Annotated in this window: 18 protein-coding genes; 5 read left to right on the forward strand and 13 right to left on the reverse strand. The window is 74.0% G+C overall.

Annotated elements, in window-relative coordinates:
* Positions 1-109 precede the first annotated feature (109 nt).
* Positions 110-628: an ArsR/SmtB family transcription factor gene (locus ACIA5A_RS15370; RefSeq protein WP_396761712.1), complete on the reverse strand. Its 519-nt coding sequence runs from the start codon at positions 626-628 to the stop codon at positions 110-112.
* A gap of 34 nt (positions 629-662) precedes the next feature.
* On the opposite strand from ACIA5A_RS15370, the gene ACIA5A_RS15375 reads away from it, so the two are divergent.
* Positions 663-1,616 (forward strand): S41 family peptidase, encoded by a 954-nt coding sequence (locus ACIA5A_RS15375; protein WP_396761715.1) that lies wholly within the window; start codon positions 663-665, stop codon positions 1,614-1,616.
* Positions 1,617-1,659: 43 nt separating this feature from the next.
* Here ACIA5A_RS15375 and ACIA5A_RS15380 read toward each other — a convergent pair whose 3' ends face one another.
* The 10 genes from ACIA5A_RS15380 to ACIA5A_RS15425 form a co-directional block, all read right to left on the reverse strand.
* Positions 1,660-3,213 carry a glycosyl hydrolase gene (locus ACIA5A_RS15380; protein ID WP_396761718.1) on the reverse strand — a complete coding sequence of 518 codons (1,554 nt, stop codon included), beginning with the start codon at positions 3,211-3,213 and terminating at the stop codon, positions 1,660-1,662.
* A gap of 86 nt (positions 3,214-3,299) precedes the next feature.
* Positions 3,300-4,772, reverse strand: coding sequence for a hypothetical protein (locus ACIA5A_RS15385; protein ID WP_396761721.1), 1,473 nt, complete (start codon positions 4,770-4,772; stop codon positions 3,300-3,302).
* A gap of 61 nt (positions 4,773-4,833) precedes the next feature.
* Positions 4,834-5,904 (reverse strand): hypothetical protein, encoded by a 1,071-nt coding sequence (locus ACIA5A_RS15390; protein WP_396761724.1) that lies wholly within the window; start codon positions 5,902-5,904, stop codon positions 4,834-4,836.
* A gap of 79 nt (positions 5,905-5,983) precedes the next feature.
* On the reverse strand, positions 5,984-6,160 hold the full coding sequence (locus ACIA5A_RS15395; RefSeq protein ID WP_396761727.1) for a hypothetical protein: 177 nt from the start codon (positions 6,158-6,160) through the stop codon (positions 5,984-5,986).
* A gap of 2 nt (positions 6,161-6,162) precedes the next feature.
* Positions 6,163-6,396 (reverse strand): zinc-ribbon domain-containing protein, encoded by a 234-nt coding sequence (locus tag ACIA5A_RS15400; RefSeq protein WP_396761729.1) that lies wholly within the window; start codon positions 6,394-6,396, stop codon positions 6,163-6,165.
* A 29-nt stretch (positions 6,397-6,425) separates the two neighbouring features.
* Entirely contained in the window at positions 6,426-7,322 is an 897-nt protein-coding gene (locus tag ACIA5A_RS15405; RefSeq protein WP_396761732.1) for a S1C family serine protease, read from the reverse strand.
* A 149-nt stretch (positions 7,323-7,471) separates the two neighbouring features.
* Positions 7,472-8,299 (reverse strand): SRPBCC family protein, encoded by an 828-nt coding sequence (locus ACIA5A_RS15410; protein ID WP_396761735.1) that lies wholly within the window; start codon positions 8,297-8,299, stop codon positions 7,472-7,474.
* Positions 8,292-8,852, reverse strand: a complete 561-nt coding sequence (locus ACIA5A_RS15415; protein ID WP_396761738.1) for a helix-turn-helix domain-containing protein — start codon at positions 8,850-8,852, stop codon at positions 8,292-8,294. The genes ACIA5A_RS15410 and ACIA5A_RS15415 overlap by 8 nt, the downstream gene beginning before the upstream one ends.
* A gap of 88 nt (positions 8,853-8,940) precedes the next feature.
* Positions 8,941-10,287 (reverse strand): class I SAM-dependent methyltransferase, encoded by a 1,347-nt coding sequence (locus ACIA5A_RS15420; RefSeq protein ID WP_396761741.1) that lies wholly within the window; start codon positions 10,285-10,287, stop codon positions 8,941-8,943.
* The gene (locus ACIA5A_RS15425) at positions 10,284-11,669 is read right to left on the reverse strand and encodes an FAD-binding oxidoreductase (protein WP_396761744.1); all 1,386 of its coding nucleotides are present in this window, start codon (positions 11,667-11,669) and stop codon (positions 10,284-10,286) included. Before ACIA5A_RS15425 ends, ACIA5A_RS15420 begins: the two co-directional genes overlap by 4 nt.
* Before the next feature lie 36 nt (positions 11,670-11,705).
* Here ACIA5A_RS15425 and ACIA5A_RS15430 point away from each other — a divergent pair, with 36 nt between their 5' ends.
* Genes ACIA5A_RS15430 through ACIA5A_RS15440 form a run of 3 tightly spaced genes read left to right on the forward strand, consistent with a single transcriptional unit; the run spans position 11,706 to position 13,327 of the window.
* Positions 11,706-12,233 (forward strand): aminoacyl-tRNA deacylase, encoded by a 528-nt coding sequence (locus ACIA5A_RS15430; protein WP_396761747.1) that lies wholly within the window; start codon positions 11,706-11,708, stop codon positions 12,231-12,233.
* Positions 12,234-12,273: 40 nt separating this feature from the next.
* A complete protein-coding gene (locus ACIA5A_RS15435; RefSeq protein WP_396761750.1) occupies positions 12,274-12,558 on the forward strand; it encodes a DUF427 domain-containing protein in 285 nt (94 codons plus the stop codon).
* Positions 12,559-12,616: 58 nt separating this feature from the next.
* Positions 12,617-13,327: an RICIN domain-containing protein gene (locus ACIA5A_RS15440; RefSeq protein WP_396761753.1), complete on the forward strand. Its 711-nt coding sequence runs from the start codon at positions 12,617-12,619 to the stop codon at positions 13,325-13,327.
* Between the two features lie 4 nt (positions 13,328-13,331).
* Here ACIA5A_RS15440 and ACIA5A_RS15445 read toward each other — a convergent pair whose 3' ends face one another.
* A complete protein-coding gene (locus ACIA5A_RS15445; protein ID WP_396761756.1) occupies positions 13,332-14,621 on the reverse strand; it encodes an MFS transporter in 1,290 nt (429 codons plus the stop codon).
* A 71-nt stretch (positions 14,622-14,692) separates the two neighbouring features.
* Here ACIA5A_RS15445 and ACIA5A_RS15450 point away from each other — a divergent pair, with 71 nt between their 5' ends.
* Entirely contained in the window at positions 14,693-15,703 is a 1,011-nt protein-coding gene (locus tag ACIA5A_RS15450; protein WP_396761759.1) for a GlxA family transcriptional regulator, read from the forward strand.
* On the opposite strand, the gene ACIA5A_RS15455 is transcribed toward ACIA5A_RS15450, so the two are convergent.
* Positions 15,668-16,153, reverse strand: a complete 486-nt coding sequence (locus tag ACIA5A_RS15455) for a hypothetical protein (RefSeq protein ID WP_396761762.1) — start codon at positions 16,151-16,153, stop codon at positions 15,668-15,670. The genes ACIA5A_RS15450 and ACIA5A_RS15455 overlap by 36 nt on opposite strands.
* Between the last annotated feature and the right edge of the window lie 187 nt (positions 16,154-16,340).

A 16,340-nucleotide genomic window follows, 5' to 3' on the forward strand; every position in this document is an offset into this window, starting at 1 on the left:
CGGCTCTCTTCCAGACGTGCGCCCTCGGCGAGGAGGACCGGACGGCGGACGACGAACGGCGCAAGCCTAGTCAGCGCCGGAGGTCGCCGCCAGAGTCGTTCGCTGTCGGTCACCTGACCTGGGCGGGGTGTCGGTAGAGGGAGACCAGGACGCCGTAGCGGGCCTCACCGGGCGGGGCCTCCTCGGCGTCGCCGACGAGCGTGTCCAGGGTGGACCGCAGCCGCCGCGCCTGGGTCGGGGTGAGCCGTAGCTGGCGCAGGTGGACCAGCGGGTCCGGGTCGCCGGCCACCTCCTCGGCGAACGCGCCGAACAGCGCGGCGGTGGCGCCGGCGTCGGCGGCCTCGCCGACCAGCCGGCGGAAGGCGCGTTCGTGGTAGCGCTCGGTGCCTCCGCGCACCTGCCGGCGGTGCGCCTCGCGGACCATGCCGGCCTCGGTGAGCACCTTGAGATGGTGGGCGACAGTGCCCTTGGCCGCGCCGAGGCGGGCGGCGAGCTGGCTGAGCGTGGCGGGGCCGGCGCCGAGCGCGAACAGCAGCCGGTGTCGGAACGGGTGGGCCAGCGCCTTGAACTGGACCGGGGTGCGGATCTCCAGCGGGTCGGTGGTCACCGCGAAAGCGTCTAGTTCCATTGACGCTTTGTCAACCGGCTGCTCTACTCACCGCATGCTTCCGGACGAGATCACCGACATCGTCGAGCGGGCCGCCGCGCTGGTGGCCGCCGAATACGTCCTGCCCGACGTGGCGGACCGGATCGCCGCGCACCTCGGCGAGCGCCTGCGCGCCGGCGCGTACGCCGGGGCAGCCGACCCGGCCGCGCTCGGCGCGCTGGTCACCGCCGACCTTCAATCGGTCAACGACGACCTGCACCTGCGGCTCAAGCACCACGACGAACCGCTGCCCGAGGCCGCCGACGACCCGACCGACGAGCACTTCGCCCGGCTCGCCGCGCGCACCATGGGCGGCGTGGCCCGGGTGCAACGACTGCCCGGCAACGTCGGGCTGCTGGAGATCGCCCCGTACGTGTTCCCGCCGCAGTTGGCCGGCGACGCGCTGACCGCCGCGCTGCGGCTGCTCGCCGGCACCGACGCGCTCCTGCTCGACCTGCGCGGCAACGAGGGTGGCAGCCCGGACGGCGTGGCCCTGATCTGCGGCTGGTTCTTCGCCGAGCCGGTGCACCTGCACACCATGCACGAGCGGTCCGGGGCCACCCGCCAGTTCTGGAGCGCCGCCTGGCTGCCGGTCCCCCGCTACGCGCCGGAGAAGCCGGTGCACGTGCTCACCGGCCCGCGCACCTTCTCCGGCGGCGAGGAGCTGGCGTACGACCTGCAACAGCTCGGCCGCGCCACGGTGGTCGGCGAGCGGACCCGGGGTGGGGCGCATCCGCGGATCGGGCACCGGCTGCACCGGCACCTGGAGCTGACCGTGCCGGTGGCCCGGCCGGTGCACGCGGTGAGCGGCACCAACTGGGAGGGCTGCGGAGTGGCCCCGGACGTCGAGGTCGCGGCCGACCGGGCACGCGACGTCGCGTACGCCAGGAGCCTGGAGGCGATGCTGGCGGCGGACCCGGACCGGCCGGCGGCGGACGAGGTGCGGGCGGCCCTCGCCGCACTGGCCTGAGGCCCGGCCCGGCCCGGCACGTGGCCGGGCCGGACCGGCGTCCTCACTGCACGGTGACGTTGTCCACGTAGACCGCCGAGGTGCCGCTCGCGCCGGCCGCCGGCACGAACTGCACGCCGATCTCCCGCACGTCACCGAGGTTGGCCACCCCGGACAGCGACAGCGACAGGTTCACCCCGGCCGAGGTCACGGCCACCGTGCCGCCGTCGAACCACTGCCAGCCGGCGCCCGTCTTGACGTACAGCTTGGCCTGGCTGCCGGCGCCGAAGCTGCCCCACGGCGCGACCCGCGCGGTGGCCCGCAGCGTAGCGCGCCCGCTCAGGTTCGTGGTGGCGGTCTTCTTCAGGTACGCGGCCCCGGCGGCCAGGTTGACGTCGGACTTGAGCGAGCGGGTGCCCTGCGACGCCCACTCGGTGACCTGCCACGGCCCGCCGGTGACTCCTGCGCCGGTCCAGCCCTCGGCGCCGGTCTCGAACCCGTTGAGCAGCGTCCCGCCGGACGGGGGCGGGGTGGTGGTGCCGCCACCCGGCTCGGTCACGTTGCCCAGGTCGACCTCGCCCCGGTTGGCGATCCAGGAGTTGTTGAACAGCGTGCTGCCACCGGAGTTACGAGCCGGGCCCCAGCCGTCGTTCCAAGCCAGGAAGTAGGACGTCTTCGGGTAGCTCTGCTGGAACGCGGTGACCCAGCGCCCGTAGTCGAAGGAGCCCTGGCTGTCCGGCCCGATCTCGGCGAACGCGAACGGCTTGCCCAGCCCGACCAGCTCGCTGTACGCGGACTGGATGCCGGAGACCTGCGGGTTGTCGTCGTAGGCGTCCATCCCGACGACGTCCACGTAGGAGCCGCCCGGGTAGTAGGCGGTGCGGTTGCCCCGGCTGAAGTCGGCGGAGTAGACCCAGAGCAGGTTGTCCAGCCCCTTGGTGCCGGTGAGGTAGGTGTACATCTGCTGCCAGACCTGCTTGAACGTGTTCGGGTCCCGGTTGCCCCACCAGAACCAGTCGCCGTTGACCTCGTGGAACGGCCGGAACAGCACCGGCACCCCGGCGTTCTCCAGGTCCTGCAGGCCGGCGGCCATCTTGTCCTGGAGCTGCCGCCAGCGGGCGCCCGCCGCGGTGGACGGGTTGAGCAGGTCGGCGAAGTTGCCCATCGGCGTGTTCAGGCCGCCGCCGTTGGCGTTGGCCGGGCTGGGCAGGTGCACGCTGATGGTGACCAGGCCACCGGCGGCGGACCACGACTTCAGCGACGAGTTGCAGGAGTAGTCGACGAGCGCGGTGATGTCGTTGTTCGTCGCCCAGCCGGAGCCGTAGTCGCAGCTCAGGATCGCCGGGTACTGGCCGGTCGCGTTGCGCAGCTCCTCGGTCTGAGTCAGCGAGAAGCCACTGTTGCTGTAGCCGCCGAAGAAGCCGGAGGCGATCCGGTTGCTGCTCCGGTTGGGCAGGTGGGCCAGCCAGTTCAGCACGGCGCGGGTGGCGGTGGAGGCGTTGGCGTTGACCGGGGAGACGGTGTGCGCCTCGGCCGGGGTGATGACGGAGAGCGCGGTGGCGGCGGCCAGGACGGTGGCGGCGGCGGTCGACGCGAGGCGGAACCTGCTTCGTCGCATGGGTCACCTTTTCGGGTCGGGACGGTGGTGCCCCCAGTGCACTACTGAACCGATTAAGTTTCAAGCATGTAAATGAGTTGATACCACTACTCCTCGTGGTGGGCCGGCGGGCCGCCGTGCGTCCACGGCGTCTCCTCCGGCGCCGGGAACGCGCCACCCGGCAGGAAGCCGTCCGACAGGACGGTCAGGCAGATCCGCTCCCCCACCTCCGGCACGCTGCCCGCCGGCGCGGTCAACCCCCGCCCCATCCCACCGGACAACTCCAGCACCACATCGGTCTTGCCGTCCGCGCCCGGCGTCACGAACACCACAGTCGCCTTCTGCCCCGGCCGGGCCGGCGAATACAACGTCGCGCCCACCGGCATCGGCACCGGCTCCGTGGTCACCACCTGGATCCGGGGCCGCAGCACCGGCCGCCTACCCGAGTCGTCCACCCGCCTCGGGTCGGCGAGCGTCACCTCGCCGACGAACGCCTCCCCGGCCAGCCGGTGCTCCGCCATCACCAGCGGATCGTCGTACGCCCGCTGCACCGCCCACGCGGTCGACGCCCGCTCCAGCCGCTGCAACCGCACCGCCGCCGCCACCGCACCGTCGCGCCGGGGCTGCGGCCCACCCCCGGCGTCCACGTGCTCGGCGAACCCGGTGAAGGCGTCCCGGTCCCCGGCCCACCGACCGGCCACCCGCGCGCCCGGCGGCACCGCCCGCAACAACCCGACGCCGCGCCACATCAGCTCCCAGGTCGGCGCGAGCTGCCCGCGCAGCAGCCCACGGAGCACGTCGTACGCCTCGGCGCGGGCGACCGGGTCGTCCTCGGCCGCCGCGTACGCCTCGATCGCCGGGGCGAGCCGGTGGTTGTCGAAGTCCGGGTCGGTGGCCGGCCCGGCCGGCGGGCACACCGCAGGGTCCTCGGCCCGCGCCGCCGCCTCGGCCCCGGTCCACCCCGGTGGCGGATCGAGCCAGCCCAGCACCGCCGGCAGGTGCAGATCCTCCACGGCGCTCTGCCCGGTCGCCCAGTGCACCGTCAACGCGTCGGTCATCGCCAGCAACGCCGACGAGCCGGGCTGCTCGGCCCGCTCCGCGAAGAACGTCAGCCAGCGGCCCAGCACCGGCACCGACGGGTGCACCGGGTGGTCGCCGTCCGGGCGGCGGAACCGGGTGGACCGGCCGAACAACCGCAGGAACGTGATCCCGGCCGGGTTCGGCACCAGCAGTTGCGGCGCGTCCACGTACCGGTGGCGGACGTCGCGGCCCCGGTCCACCGCCACCGCCTCGGTCACCTGACGGAACGAGTCCAGCCAGGGCAGCAGCACACCGGCCAGCTCGGCGGCGAACGCGAACCGCTGGTCCCGGTTGCGCGGCTGCGGCACGACCAGCAGCCGGGCGTCGTCCGGCGCGGACCCGACCAGCGCGGCCAGCGGGGCGTTCGCCTCCCCGGCCAGCGCCAGCGGCACCAGCACCAGCGGCCGGTCCGACAGGTGCAGGTGCCGGACCGTGGCCACCGGCTGGGCCCGGCCGGTGGCGACCGCCTGCGCCCGGGCCAGCGCGCGTAGCGTGCTCACCGCGCACCACCGGCTCGGCGTCGAGGGCGCCCCGTACACGGGGGCGCGCTTCGGGGCGTACTCATGCGGGGTCTCCGGTGAGGGCGTCGGCGCGCAGGCGCGCGGCGGCCCGCAGCAACGCGGCGGCCTCCGCCTGCTCCGGCTCCGGGGCGCGCCCGCCCTCAGCGAGCGCCAGCACGTCCGCCACCTCGACCACGCCGCCGAGCGCCTCCCGCACCGGGCGGCCCAGCGTCCCGGTCTGGCCGCGCGCCTCGTGCCGACAGAAGGCGGCCAGCTCGCAGACGGCCAGGCAGTCCGGCGCGTAGCGGGCCGGCACCCGGTGCAGCGCGGCGGCCAGCGCCGCCGGGTCGGCGGCCGGATCGGCGGTGAAGTCGGCCGGCACGGTCGCCAGCAGGTCGTCGACGCGGGCCATCCGGGCCAGTTGGCGGCGCAGCACCAGCAACTGCCTGCGAACGTCGAGCAGGCTCGCCACCGGTCGGTTGCCGAAGTCGCGCGGGCAGACCAGCACCACCTCGTGCGAGACCAGCTCCGGATCGCGGCCCTCGGCGGCGAGCAGCTCACGCAGTGCCAGCACGTAGACCGCGGACTGGATCGCGGCGGCGGCCACCTTGGCCGGGTCGGCCTGCCCGTCGATCACCGGGAACGACTTGATCTCCACCACGTGGAACCGGCCGGCCAGCCGGGCGGCGACCAGGTCCGGCTCCAGGTGCACCCGCCGGCCGGCCACGTCCAGCCCGAGCAGCGGATGGTCGAACAGCGCCGGGCCGTCGCCGGGCGCGGTCATCGCCGCGCGGGACCGCTCCGGCCGGTCGTCGTCACCACCGAGATCCGTCCAGGTCGCGCCGGGTGGGACCGGTACGCCGAGCCGCTCCGCCACCAGGCGCAGCAGCTCCACCCCGCCGTCCGCCTTGAGCTGCGCCTCGAACACGTTGCCGCGGGTGATGGCGAACCGGGACCGGCCGAAGCGGGCCGGGAAGCCCAGCCGCTCGGCCAGCGCCGGCTTGTCCGCGCCGGCGCTGTCCAGCACGGCCCGGCGGGTGCACCCGGGATTGCCGGTCAGCGCCGCGATGGTGCGGGCGTTGTGCCGCCGCGGCGGCCCCCCACCCCGAATCTCCCCCAGCCGATCTTCCACCCGGTGAAGTGTAAGGAGGGGCCCCCTGTTAACGCCTCCGGTAGAGGAGGGGGCCCTTGTTAACACCTGCGCCGGCGACTCAGCGACCGGCGGAACGGTTCCACGGGGAGCGGGGGGACAGCGCGCCCGCCGTCGGGCGGCTGCGGCGACGGTGCCGGCGGCCGGGCGTGCACGGCGGGCGGGCGGCGGTGTGCACCGGTACGGCGGGCGGGGTGACCGGCTGCCGCCCGATCAGCCAGCAGAGGAAGCGGGTCACGGTCAGCCGACCGGGAGGCGCTCGGCCTCGGCGCGGGAGATGTCGTACTGGGCGCCGCAGAACGTGCACTGCTGCGCGTAGCGGGTGCGGATCGGGATCAGCGGGATGAAGAAGAGGCTGAACTTGGTGGACCGCCGGGTGATCACCTGCGCGGCCTGGTTGCCGCAGTGGCGGCAGACCTGGGTGACGACGCCGGACCGGTCGACCTTGGTCCGCAGCCCGAAGATGAAGAACATCGCCCGCCATTACCCACCCGGGACACGTGTTAAGCCGGGCCCGCGTCACGGGTGAGGCGGTCCACGACGCCACGCACGGTGTCGACGCCGATGGCGAATCCGAGGCCGATGCTGCCCTCGTCCTGACCGGTGGTGGCGATCGCGACGTTGATGCCGACCACCCGCCCGGCGGTGTCGACGAGCGCGCCACCGGAGTTGCCGTGGTTTATCGCCGCGTCGGTCTGGATCAGTCCGGTCATGTCGTCCACCGACCGGTCGAGCGCGGAGACGATGCCCGAGGTCACCGTGCCCGCCAGGCCGAGCGGGCTGCCGAAGGCGAGCACCGCGTCACCGACCCGCAGCGTCGCGTCCGAGCCGAGCACCGCCGGGGTCAGGCCGGTGAGGCCGTCGGCACGCAGCAGCGCGATGTCCGCCGCCGCGTCGCTGCCCACAAGCGTGGCCGAGGCGGTACGTCCGTCGGTGAGCTGCACGGAGAACCGGTTGCCGCCGGAGACGACGTGCGCGTTGGTGACGATCAGCCCGTCGGCGTCGAGGACGATGCCGGAGCCGAGACTGGTGCCGTCGGCGGTGGCGGCGGTGACCGTGACGACGCTCGCTGACACCCCGCTCACCACCGTGGAGAGCGAGTCGATGGTGCCGGTGGCGGCCGGGACGACCCGGATCGCGGTGGCGACCGAGCCGTCGTCGAGGAGCCGGTCGGTGACCAGTGCGCCGCTCGCGCCACCGCCGAGCATGAGTACCAGCGCGAGGCCGGCCGCGGCGAGCCGGCGGGTACGGCGACGGCCGGGACCGGTATCGACTGCCCCGCCGGACGGGGTGACCCGAGTGGGCGGGGCGGGTGGGGCACCGGCGGCCGGCGACGCGCTCACGGTGCGGGGCGCGGGGGCGAGCGCGGCGGGCCGGGGCCTCTCGGCGAGATCGTGCACGGGATCCTCCTCGGTCGGTGACGTCTCCACCGTGTCGCGGGGATCTGGGCCGTGCTTGTGCCCTTCCTGTGGATCGGCGGTGCGCGGCAGGCGTTAAGCGGGGCCCCCTCCTATACCTGAGGCGTTAACAGGGGGCCCCTCCTTTCACCTCAGAGCCAGATGGGGCGCCAGGTGGGGAGCTCGTGGAAGCGGCGCAGCTCGGCCAGGCCGGCTACCGTGCCGGTCCAGGCCGCGTACGGGGGGTTGCCCTCGTCGAAGCCGGACTGCACGAACGTCAGCCTGGTCCGGCCGTCGGACTCGGCCAGCTCCCAGTTGGTCACGCCGGTGGGTCCCCAGTCGACCGAGAGGGCCCGCCCGGGCGTCACGTCGAGCACCTTGGCCGCGTAGCCGGTGTCGAAGCCGCCCATCGCGTAGCGGCCGCCTTCCCACGGCTCGATCCCGATCGGGTAGCCGAACCAGGCGCTCGCCTGCTCCGAGTCGGTAAGCGAGGTCCACACCTTGTCGACCGGGGCGTCGATCAGCAGCTCGCCGCGCAGGTCGGCGGAGGTGAAGTCGGTGCGCGGCAGCAGCGGCCGCCCCTCCAGGTGGGCGTTGAGGTTGGCGACGCACAGCGCCCAGTAGGTCTGGAGGACGCCCCGGATGGTGCTGCCGCTCATCGCCTCCTCGAACGAGAAGTGGCTCTGCCGCAGCGTGAGGACGGTGGCGTCGCCGTCGGGGGCCAGCTCGAACTCGGTGGTGGTCTCCACCCCGTCGAGCGTCCACGCGAAGCGCAGCGACTTGTCGTCGGCGTGCAGCAGCCGTTGGTGCGGCGCGTCGCCCTCGGGCGTGTAGCGGCCCCAGAACTCGTAGCGCCGGGGCAGGTCGACCTCGGCGTGTTCGGCGAGCCACACGCGCAGCTCGGCCGGGTCGGTCAGGGCGCGGCGGACGGTCGCCACGTCGGCGGCGAGGCGGGCGCGGACGGTCAGCGGCTCACTCATGGTTGTCCCCTTTCGGGTAGCAGGCCACGGCGAGCTTGAAGGCTTCTCCCTCGGCGCCGCCGTAGCGGGTGAACAGGTCCCGCAGCGTCGACTGCAGGTCGTGCAGGAATTCCTGGCGTCGCTCGGCGGGCACCCGGATCTCGCCGGACACCCCGATCGAGGGCAGCTCGGGGGCGGCCCGGTCGAGCGCCGCGATGTCGGCCTGGACCTCCTCCATCAGGTCGAGCAGGTAGCCGAGGCTCAGCTCGTCGCGCACCCGGCGCCCGTCGCCGATGCGGCCGACCAGCCGGGGGGACAGCCAGTAGGACCGGGCGACGGCCTGGTAGATGCCTTCGGTGATGCCGCGCACCCGCCGGTCGGCGACCTGCTCGGCCAGGCCGGCCGCGACCAGTTGCTTGACGTGGTAGTAGACGCGCTGCGGCGTCTGCTCCAGCCGGGCCGCGACCTCGGTGCAGGTGCGGGGCTCGGCGAGTTGCCGCAGCACCTCGATGCGTTGCGGCTTGAGCAGGGCTTCGGCCTGCTCGCGTTCTTCCAGGTACAGGACGTCTCTCATGGCAAAATCAGTTTGTACGTACAAAACTTCCTTGTCAATAGGAACGACGAGAGGCCGCGCGGGCGGCGCGGCCTCTCGTCGGTACGGGTCAGGGCGTCCAGTCGGGACGCAACGGGTAGCCGTTGACGCCCTGCGGTCCGTTGTGCGTGGCGAGCACCTGGTGCAACTGGATGCCATTGCGCTCGAACGCCATCCGGGAGCCGGCCATGTAGAGGCCCCACACCCGGGCGGTGCCCGCGCCCACCTCGTTCACGCAGAAGTCCCAGTTGTCGACCAGGTTGCGGCACCAGCCGGCAAGCGTCAGCGCGTAGTGCTGGCGCAGGTTCTCCTCGTGGTGCACCTCGAACCCGGCGTCGTGGATCTCGCTGATCAGCCGCCCCGGGCCGGCCAGCTCGCCGTCCGGGAAGACGTACCTGTCGATGAACGCGCCGGAGCGGTGCGGCGCCCGGTTGTCGGCGCGGGTGATGCAGTGGTTGAGCAGCCGCCCGCCCGGCTTCAGCCGGGACCGCAGGGCGCCGAAGTAGGCCGGATAGTTGCGCACCCCGATGTGCTCGGTCAGCCCGATCGAGGAGATCGCGTCGAACTGCTCGCGCGGCGCGTCCCGGTAGTCGAGGTGGCGCACCTCGGCCAGGTCGCCCAGCCCCTCCCGCTCGATCGCGGCCCGCGCCCACTCGGCCTGCGCCCGGGACAGCGTCACGCCCAGCGCCTTCACGCCGTACTCCCGGGCCGCGTGCCGGACCATGCCGCCCCAGCCGCAGCCCACGTCGAGCAGCCGCATCCCCGGCTTGAGCGCCAGCTTCCCGGCGACCAGGTCGTACTTGGCCCGCTGCGCCTCCTCCAGCGTGTCACCGGGGCTGCGGAAGACCGCACAGGTGTACGTCATGGACGGGCCGAGCACCTTCTCGTAGAAGGCGTTCGACACGTCGTAGTGGTGCGAGATCGCGCTGCTGTCCCGGACCTTCGAGTGCCGCAGCCCGGTCATCACCCGCCGCCAGCGCGGCGCCGCCTCCTGCGGCGGGGGCGGCGGTGGCCGCAGCCGCTCCCAGCCCAGCCCCTTGACCAGGGCCACCGCGTCGGCGACCGGCGGCATCCGCAACGGCATCTCGTCCTTGAGCACCCGCAACGCCTCGTACGGGTCGCCCGGGTGCACGCCGTCGAGCCCCAGGTCGCCGCTGACGTAGGCGCGGGCCATGCCCAGGTCACCCGGCGCGGTGAGCAGGTAGGACAGGCCCCGCTCGGTGCGGATCGACAGGGTGATCCCGGCGTCGGCCGGGCCCACCGCGCTGCCGTCGTAGCCGGTGACCCGCACGGGCAGGTCGCCGGCGGTGACCGCGCGGATCACGTCCGCCACGGTGGGTCCGGTGCGCCGGCCGCCCGCCGGCGGCGGTCCGGCGGAGGCGCTCGCCGCCCCCGGTGTTCGGTCGGTCAGACTCATGCTCGGGATACCGCCTTCTCGTACAGTCCGGTGAGTCGGTGATCCGGGTCGTAGCGGTCCTTCACGGCGCGCCAGGTCTCCCCGCCGTAGAGCCGGTCGAACGCGGCCCGGTCGTAGTACGCGTCGGAGTAGAGCGACTTGTGCCCGCCCGACTCCGACACCATGTGCTCGATCCGCCGGTTGACGTCGCCGTCGGCCGCGCCCGCCGCGATCGGCACGCTCCCCCAGAAGCCGATGTTCACATACGTCTCGCCCGGTTGGAGCGGATATAACGGCCAGGCCCGGGCCGAACCCGGGCCGGCCGGCTCCCGCAGTCGCAGCGGACAGAGCCACACCGGATTCATCTTCACGTTCCCCGCGAACCAGCGGAGGAACTCGGGTGTCCGGTCCAGCGGGATCTCCACGTCCTGCACCACCCGCTCGCGGGCCGGGCGGCCCCGCCACCTGTCGACCCGGGCCGCCACCTGGTGCCGGTGCTCCAGTCGCACGATCCGGTGGTAGACGTCGCTGCGCCGGTAGCGCTGCGGCCAGAGCCGCCGGACCACCGGGTGCTGCACGCCGAACGCGGACGAGCACCAGAACCAGTCGGTGTCCCACCGCCACAGGTAGTCGTATCCGGTCAGCACGTCGCGGGTGCGGCGGCGCAGGGAGCGGTAGTAGATCTCCTGGCCGGTGTAGTCGGACGGGTGGCCCTCGGCCTCGTCGGTGAACGTGGCGAGCACCAGGTAGGACTCGCCGGGGCTGAACATCACGCCGTCCATCGCGTCGACCGGCTCGCCGGCGAAGGCGCCCTTGTCGACCACCTCGCCGATCGCGTCGACCAACTCCTCCAGCCGGGTGAACCGGATGTTGCGCAACGCCACGTGCCGACCCACCGGTTGCAGCTCGATGCGCAGCCGGGTGGCGTAGCCGAGGCTGCCCAGCGAGTTGGGGAACGCCCGGTGCAGGTCGGCGTGCTCGCCCCGGGGCCGGGTGGTGACCAGCTCCCCCGCCCCGGTGAGCACGTCCATCTCCACCACCGACTCGTGCGGCAGGCCGTTGCGGAACGAGGTGGACTCGATGCCCAGCCCGGTCACCGCGCCGCCCAGCGTGATGGTGCGCAACTGCGGCACGACGAGCGGCATCAGCCCGTGCGGCAGGGTGGCGTCGACCAGGTCCTCGTAGGTGCACATGCCCTGCACGTCGGCGGTGCGGGCCGCCGCGTCCACGGCCAGCACCCCGGTCAGCCCGCTCACGTCCAGCCCCGGCGCGCGCGGCGCGGAACGGGGGCGGAAGAGGTTCGAGGTCTGCTTGGCCAGCCGCACCGTCTCGCCGGCGGGCACCGCGGCGTAGGACCGCCGGAGCGCGTCCACCGCCCGTTCATGATCACGGACAGCTCGCATGAGATCACTTTACGCCCGGGCACGACAATTCGTGGGATGTCCACGGTGGCCTTCCGCCGACCCGTCGGCGACGCGCGGGTTACCGTGACGGCCATGGTCAACCCCGCGCTCGACGCCCTCGACGCCGCCGGACTGCCGTACCGCGTGATCCGGCACGGACCGGTCACGAGCCTGGCCGAGGCCGCCGCGGCGCGCGGCGTCGAGGTGCCGGACGTGGTGAAGACGATCGTGGTCCGCCGCGGCGAGGGCGACCACCTGTTCGTGCTCACCCCGGGCGGCCGGGTGGTCTCCTGGCCGAAGCTGCGCGCCCTGCTCGGGGTGAAGCGGATGTCCCTGCCCGACGCCGCCGCCGCGAAGGAGGCCACCGGCTACGCGCGCGGCACCATCACGCCGTTCGGGGCCAGCACGGCCTGGCCGGTGATCGCCGACGAGCGGCTGCGCGGCCGGGAGATCACGCTCGGCGCGGGCGAGCACGGCATCGCCGTCGCGCTCGCGGCGGACGCCGCGCTGGCCGCGCTCGACGCGACGGTCGCCGACGTGACCGACCCGGAACCCGTCCGCTGACCGGTGGCCGACGCCCGGCCACCGGCATAGCGTGGAGGGCATGCCGAAAGCAGTCTGGAACGACCTGGTCGTCGCGGAGAGCGACGACACCGTGCTGGTCGAGGGAAACCACTACTTTCCCCGGTCCGCCCTGCGCGACGACCTGATCCGCCCCTCCGACACGCACACGGTGTGCCCGTGGAAGGGCACCGCCTCCTACTACTCGCTCGAACACGAGGGCGCCACCAGCGCGGACGCGGTCTGGTACTACCCGGAGCCGAAGCCGGACGCGGAGATGGTCCGCGACCGGGTGGCCTTCTGGAAGGACGTCCGGGTCGTCGACTGAGTCACCCGGCCGCCGGGTCGGCTGGCCCTGGGACGCCCCGGTGGGTCAGGATGCCCCCATGGCCGAGCAGCACACCGACCCGTCCGGCACCGTCTACGGCGCCCGCCGCGCCCGTGGCGTCCGGCTGCCCGGAGACCCGCTGATGCGGATCGCGCTGGGCGTCGCCCTGGTCGGCGTACTCCTCGGGGCCTTCTTCGCCACCGGCGTGCTGGGCGGCGGGGCCGACCGGCAGGTGGTGCCGGCGGCGGCCGTGCCGACCCCGGCGGAGAGCGAGTCGAGTGCGCCGCCGCCGGCGACGCAGGCCGCGCCGTCACCCACCCCGAGCGCCGCGCCGACCACGCCCGCCGCGCCGGTGGCCACCCCGAAGGTGGTTCGCGGCGTGCCGTCCGGGCGCTGCGTCGGCGTGGTCGGCGACGACCCCGAGGGCGCGCAGGCAGCGCTCGCCGACTGCACCGGCGGCCCGGAGCAGCAGTGGGTGGTCACACCGGTCTCCGCCGACACCTACCTGCTGGTCAACGCCGCCAGCGGCAAGTGCCTCGACGTCAACGGCGCCAGCGGCGACGACGGGGCCGACGTGCTCCAGTGGTCCTGCACCGGGCAGGCCAACCAGCAGTGGAAGCTCAACCCGACGGGCGCCGGCCCGGTGCTCCTGGTCGCCGTGCACAGCGGCAAGTGCGCGCAGGTCGACGACGCCGGCACCGAGGCCGGCCGGGAACTCGAACAGGCGCCGTGCACCGGCGCCGCCGAGCAGCAGTGGGCGCTCGGCTGACCGGTCAGCCCCGATAGCTCCAGGCCCGCCGGCCGGCCGGCACCGGCAGCGCGAACGCCGGCTCCCCGCCGCGCCTGCGCAGCAGCAGGGAAAGCCCGGCCGCGCCGATCGACAGCGCGCCGGCCGCGTACCAGGCCGCCGCGTAGTCGCCGAGCCGGTCGCGGACCAGCCCGGCGCCGGTCGCGGCCACCGCGGCGCCGGCCTGGTGCGCGGCGAACACCCAGCCGAAGACCACCGCGCCGGACGCGCCGAACCACTCCCGGCACAACGCCACCGTCGGCGGCACCGTCGCCACCCAGTCCAGCCCGTAGAAGACGATGAACACCAGCATGCTCGGCCGGGCCGAGCCGGCGAACAGGCTCGGCAGCACCAGCAGCGACGCCCCGCGCAACGCGTAGTAGGCGCCGAGCAGCAGCCGGGGGTCGACCCGGTCGGTGAGCCAGCCGGAGGCGATCGAACCGGCGATGTCGAAGAGCCCGACCACGGCGAGCAGGCCGGCGGCCGTCGTCTCCGGCATGCCGTGGTCGTGCGCGGCCGGCACGAAGTGCGTACCGACCAGGCCGTTCGTGGTCGCGCCGCAGATCGCGAAGCCGCCGGCGAGCAGCCAGAACGGCCGGGTCCGGGCGGCGGCGGTCAACGCGCCCACCGCGCGGGCCGCCGCGCCGCCCTCCGGCCGGGCCGGCGGGACGACAGCGGCCGCGCCGTAGGGCGGTCGGCTCAGGTCCGCCGGATGCTCGCGCAACAACCACACCACCAGGGGTACGACCGCCAGCGCGGCCCCGGCGACGACGAGTGCCGCCGTGCGCCAGCCGTGGTCGCGCACCAGCACCGCGAGCAGCGGGAGGAACACGAGCTGACCGGCCGCCCCGCCCGCGGTGAGCACCCCGGTGACCAGGCCCCGACGCTTGACGAACCACCGTCCGGTCACCGTCGCCACGAAGGCCAGCGCCATCGAGCCGGTGCCCAACCCGACCAGCACGCCCCAGCAGAGGACGAGCTGCCAGCTCTCGGTCATCGCCACGGTCAGGCCGCTGCCGGCCGCCACCAGCGCCAGCGCGCCGGCCACCACCCGGCGGATCCCGAAGCGGTCCATCAGCGCCGCGGCGAACGGGGCGGTGACGCCGTAGAGCAGCAGGTTGACCGAGACGGCGGCGGAGATGGTGGCGAGCGGCCAGCCGAACTCGGCGTGCAGCGGGTGCAGCAGCACGCCCGGGGTGGCCCGGAAGCCGGCGGCGCCGACCAGGGCCACGAAGGCGACCGCCGCGACGAGCCAGGCGGGATGCAGTCTTCTCACCCGTCGAGTCTCGGTCCACCGGTGGGTGCCGGACGAGTGGCCGGAAAGCCATTGTGCGCAATAATCGGGCCATGACCGTCGTACCGCACCGCGTCGCCGTGCTCGCCCTGGACGGCGTCGTCGCCCTCGACCTCGGCACCCCCGCCCAGGTCCTCGGCGCCGCCCGCACCGAGGACCGGACCCCGCTGTACGCGGTGAGCACCTGCACCACCGGCGGCCGGCCGGTCCGCAGCACCGCCGGCTTCCAGGTGCTCCCCGACCACGGGCTCGACCTGCTGGAGACCGCCGACACGGTGCTCGTCCCCGGCATTCACGCCGGCCCGCCGCTCGATGACGGCACGGTGCCCGCCGAGGTGGCGTCCGCGCTGCGCGCCGCCCACGACCGGGGAGCCCGGATCATGTCCATCTGCACCGGCGCGTTCGTGCTCGCCGCCGCCGGCCTGCTCGACGGCCGCCCCGCCACCACCCACTGGGCGTACGCGTCCCGCTTCCGCAGGCTTCACCCCGGCGTACGCCTCGACCCGGAGGTGCTGTTCGTCGACGACGGCCGGGTGCTCACCTCGGCCGGGGTGGCCGCCGGCGTCGACCTCTGCCTGCACGTGATCCGCACCGACCACGGCAGCGCGGTGGCCAACCGGGCGGCCCGGCGCTGCGTCGTGCCGCCGTGGCGCGACGGCGGTCAGGCGCAGTACATCGAACGGCCGGTGCCCCGGACCGCGGACACCGGCACCGCGGCCACCCGGGAGTGGGCCCGGCAGCGGCTGCACGAGCCGGTCACGCTGCGCGAGCTGGCCGCGCACGCGCGGATGAGCGTCCGCACGTTCACCCGGCGCTTCCGCTCCGAGACCGGGCTCAGCCCGGCCCAGTGGCTGCTCCAGCAGCGCACCGAACACGCCCGGGTGCTCCTGGAGACCACCGACCTCAGCGTCGACCGGGTGGCCCGCGACGCCGGCTTCGGCACCACCGCCGCCCTGCGCCAGCACTTCCAGGCGCGGGTGGGCGTCGCCCCGACGGCCTACCGCCGCACCTTCCGGGCGCCCGTGCCCTCAGGCCAGGTGGGGTTGGCGGCGCAAGGCGCGTAGCTGGGTCAGGTGCATCGGCAGGTGCACCCGCATGTGCAGGTCCAACGCCCGCCCCCAGGGCAGCGACTCGTCCACGTCCAGGTCGAAGCCCTCCCGCAGCACGGTCTCCACGGGCGTCTCGGCGGCCGGGCCGAGCCGCGCGGCGAGCGCACAGAGCTTCTGACTGGTGCCGCGCAGCAGCGCGGCGAGACCGTCCAGCCCGCCGCACTCGGAGACCAACGCGTCGAGCTGCGGCCGGTGGATGGTGTCCACGTCGTAGTAGGCGAACGGCGAGCCGGCCAGCACCGCCTCCGTCGCCTCGCTCATCAACTCGTCGTTGGCGGCGAGGTGCGCCACGATCTGCTCGGCGCTCAGCTCGCCGTCCGGCGGCGGCCCGAACCCGCCCGCGTCGACCTCCGCGAGCACCTCGTCGTACGCCCGCCGGAGGTCGGTCGCGTCCACCTCGTCCATGCCCGCATCCAACCCCTGCCGCCGCCGGCCGCACCCCGGCTACCCGGGACCTTTCACCCGGACGCGTGAAGGCCGGCACCCGTTCTCGGGTGCGGGAGTGTGTCGATTTCCGTGTTTGGGCCTGTGGTGTGATCGAGATTGTTAGATGGCGATCCGGTCGCCGTAGGCGAGGATAAGGGCGTTGAGG

It is taken from the genome of Micromonospora sp. NPDC051300 (assembly GCF_044455315.1).
In the GTDB taxonomy this organism is placed as follows: Bacteria; Actinomycetota; Actinomycetes; order Mycobacteriales; family Micromonosporaceae; genus Micromonospora; species Micromonospora robiginosa.

Coding starts and splice junctions, on each gene's coding strand:
- ACIA5A_RS15370 (WP_396761712.1), bottom strand. CDS start 628: ATGGAACTAGACGCTTTCGCGGTGACCACCGACCCGCTGGAGATCCGC.
- ACIA5A_RS15375 (WP_396761715.1), top strand. CDS start 663: ATGCTTCCGGACGAGATCACCGACATCGTCGAGCGGGCCGCCGCGCTG.
- ACIA5A_RS15380 (WP_396761718.1), bottom strand. CDS start 3,213: ATGCGACGAAGCAGGTTCCGCCTCGCGTCGACCGCCGCCGCCACCGTC.
- ACIA5A_RS15400 (WP_396761729.1), bottom strand. CDS start 6,396: ATGTTCTTCATCTTCGGGCTGCGGACCAAGGTCGACCGGTCCGGCGTC.
- ACIA5A_RS15410 (WP_396761735.1), bottom strand. CDS start 8,299: ATGAGTGAGCCGCTGACCGTCCGCGCCCGCCTCGCCGCCGACGTGGCG.
- ACIA5A_RS15415 (WP_396761738.1), bottom strand. CDS start 8,852: ATGAGAGACGTCCTGTACCTGGAAGAACGCGAGCAGGCCGAAGCCCTG.
- ACIA5A_RS15420 (WP_396761741.1), bottom strand. CDS start 10,287: ATGAGTCTGACCGACCGAACACCGGGGGCGGCGAGCGCCTCCGCCGGA.
- ACIA5A_RS15425 (WP_396761744.1), bottom strand. CDS start 11,669: ATGCGAGCTGTCCGTGATCATGAACGGGCGGTGGACGCGCTCCGGCGG.
- ACIA5A_RS15430 (WP_396761747.1), top strand. CDS start 11,706: ATGTCCACGGTGGCCTTCCGCCGACCCGTCGGCGACGCGCGGGTTACC.
- ACIA5A_RS15435 (WP_396761750.1), top strand. CDS start 12,274: ATGCCGAAAGCAGTCTGGAACGACCTGGTCGTCGCGGAGAGCGACGAC.
- ACIA5A_RS15440 (WP_396761753.1), top strand. CDS start 12,617: ATGGCCGAGCAGCACACCGACCCGTCCGGCACCGTCTACGGCGCCCGC.
- ACIA5A_RS15450 (WP_396761759.1), top strand. CDS start 14,693: ATGACCGTCGTACCGCACCGCGTCGCCGTGCTCGCCCTGGACGGCGTC.
- ACIA5A_RS15455 (WP_396761762.1), bottom strand. CDS start 16,153: ATGGACGAGGTGGACGCGACCGACCTCCGGCGGGCGTACGACGAGGTG.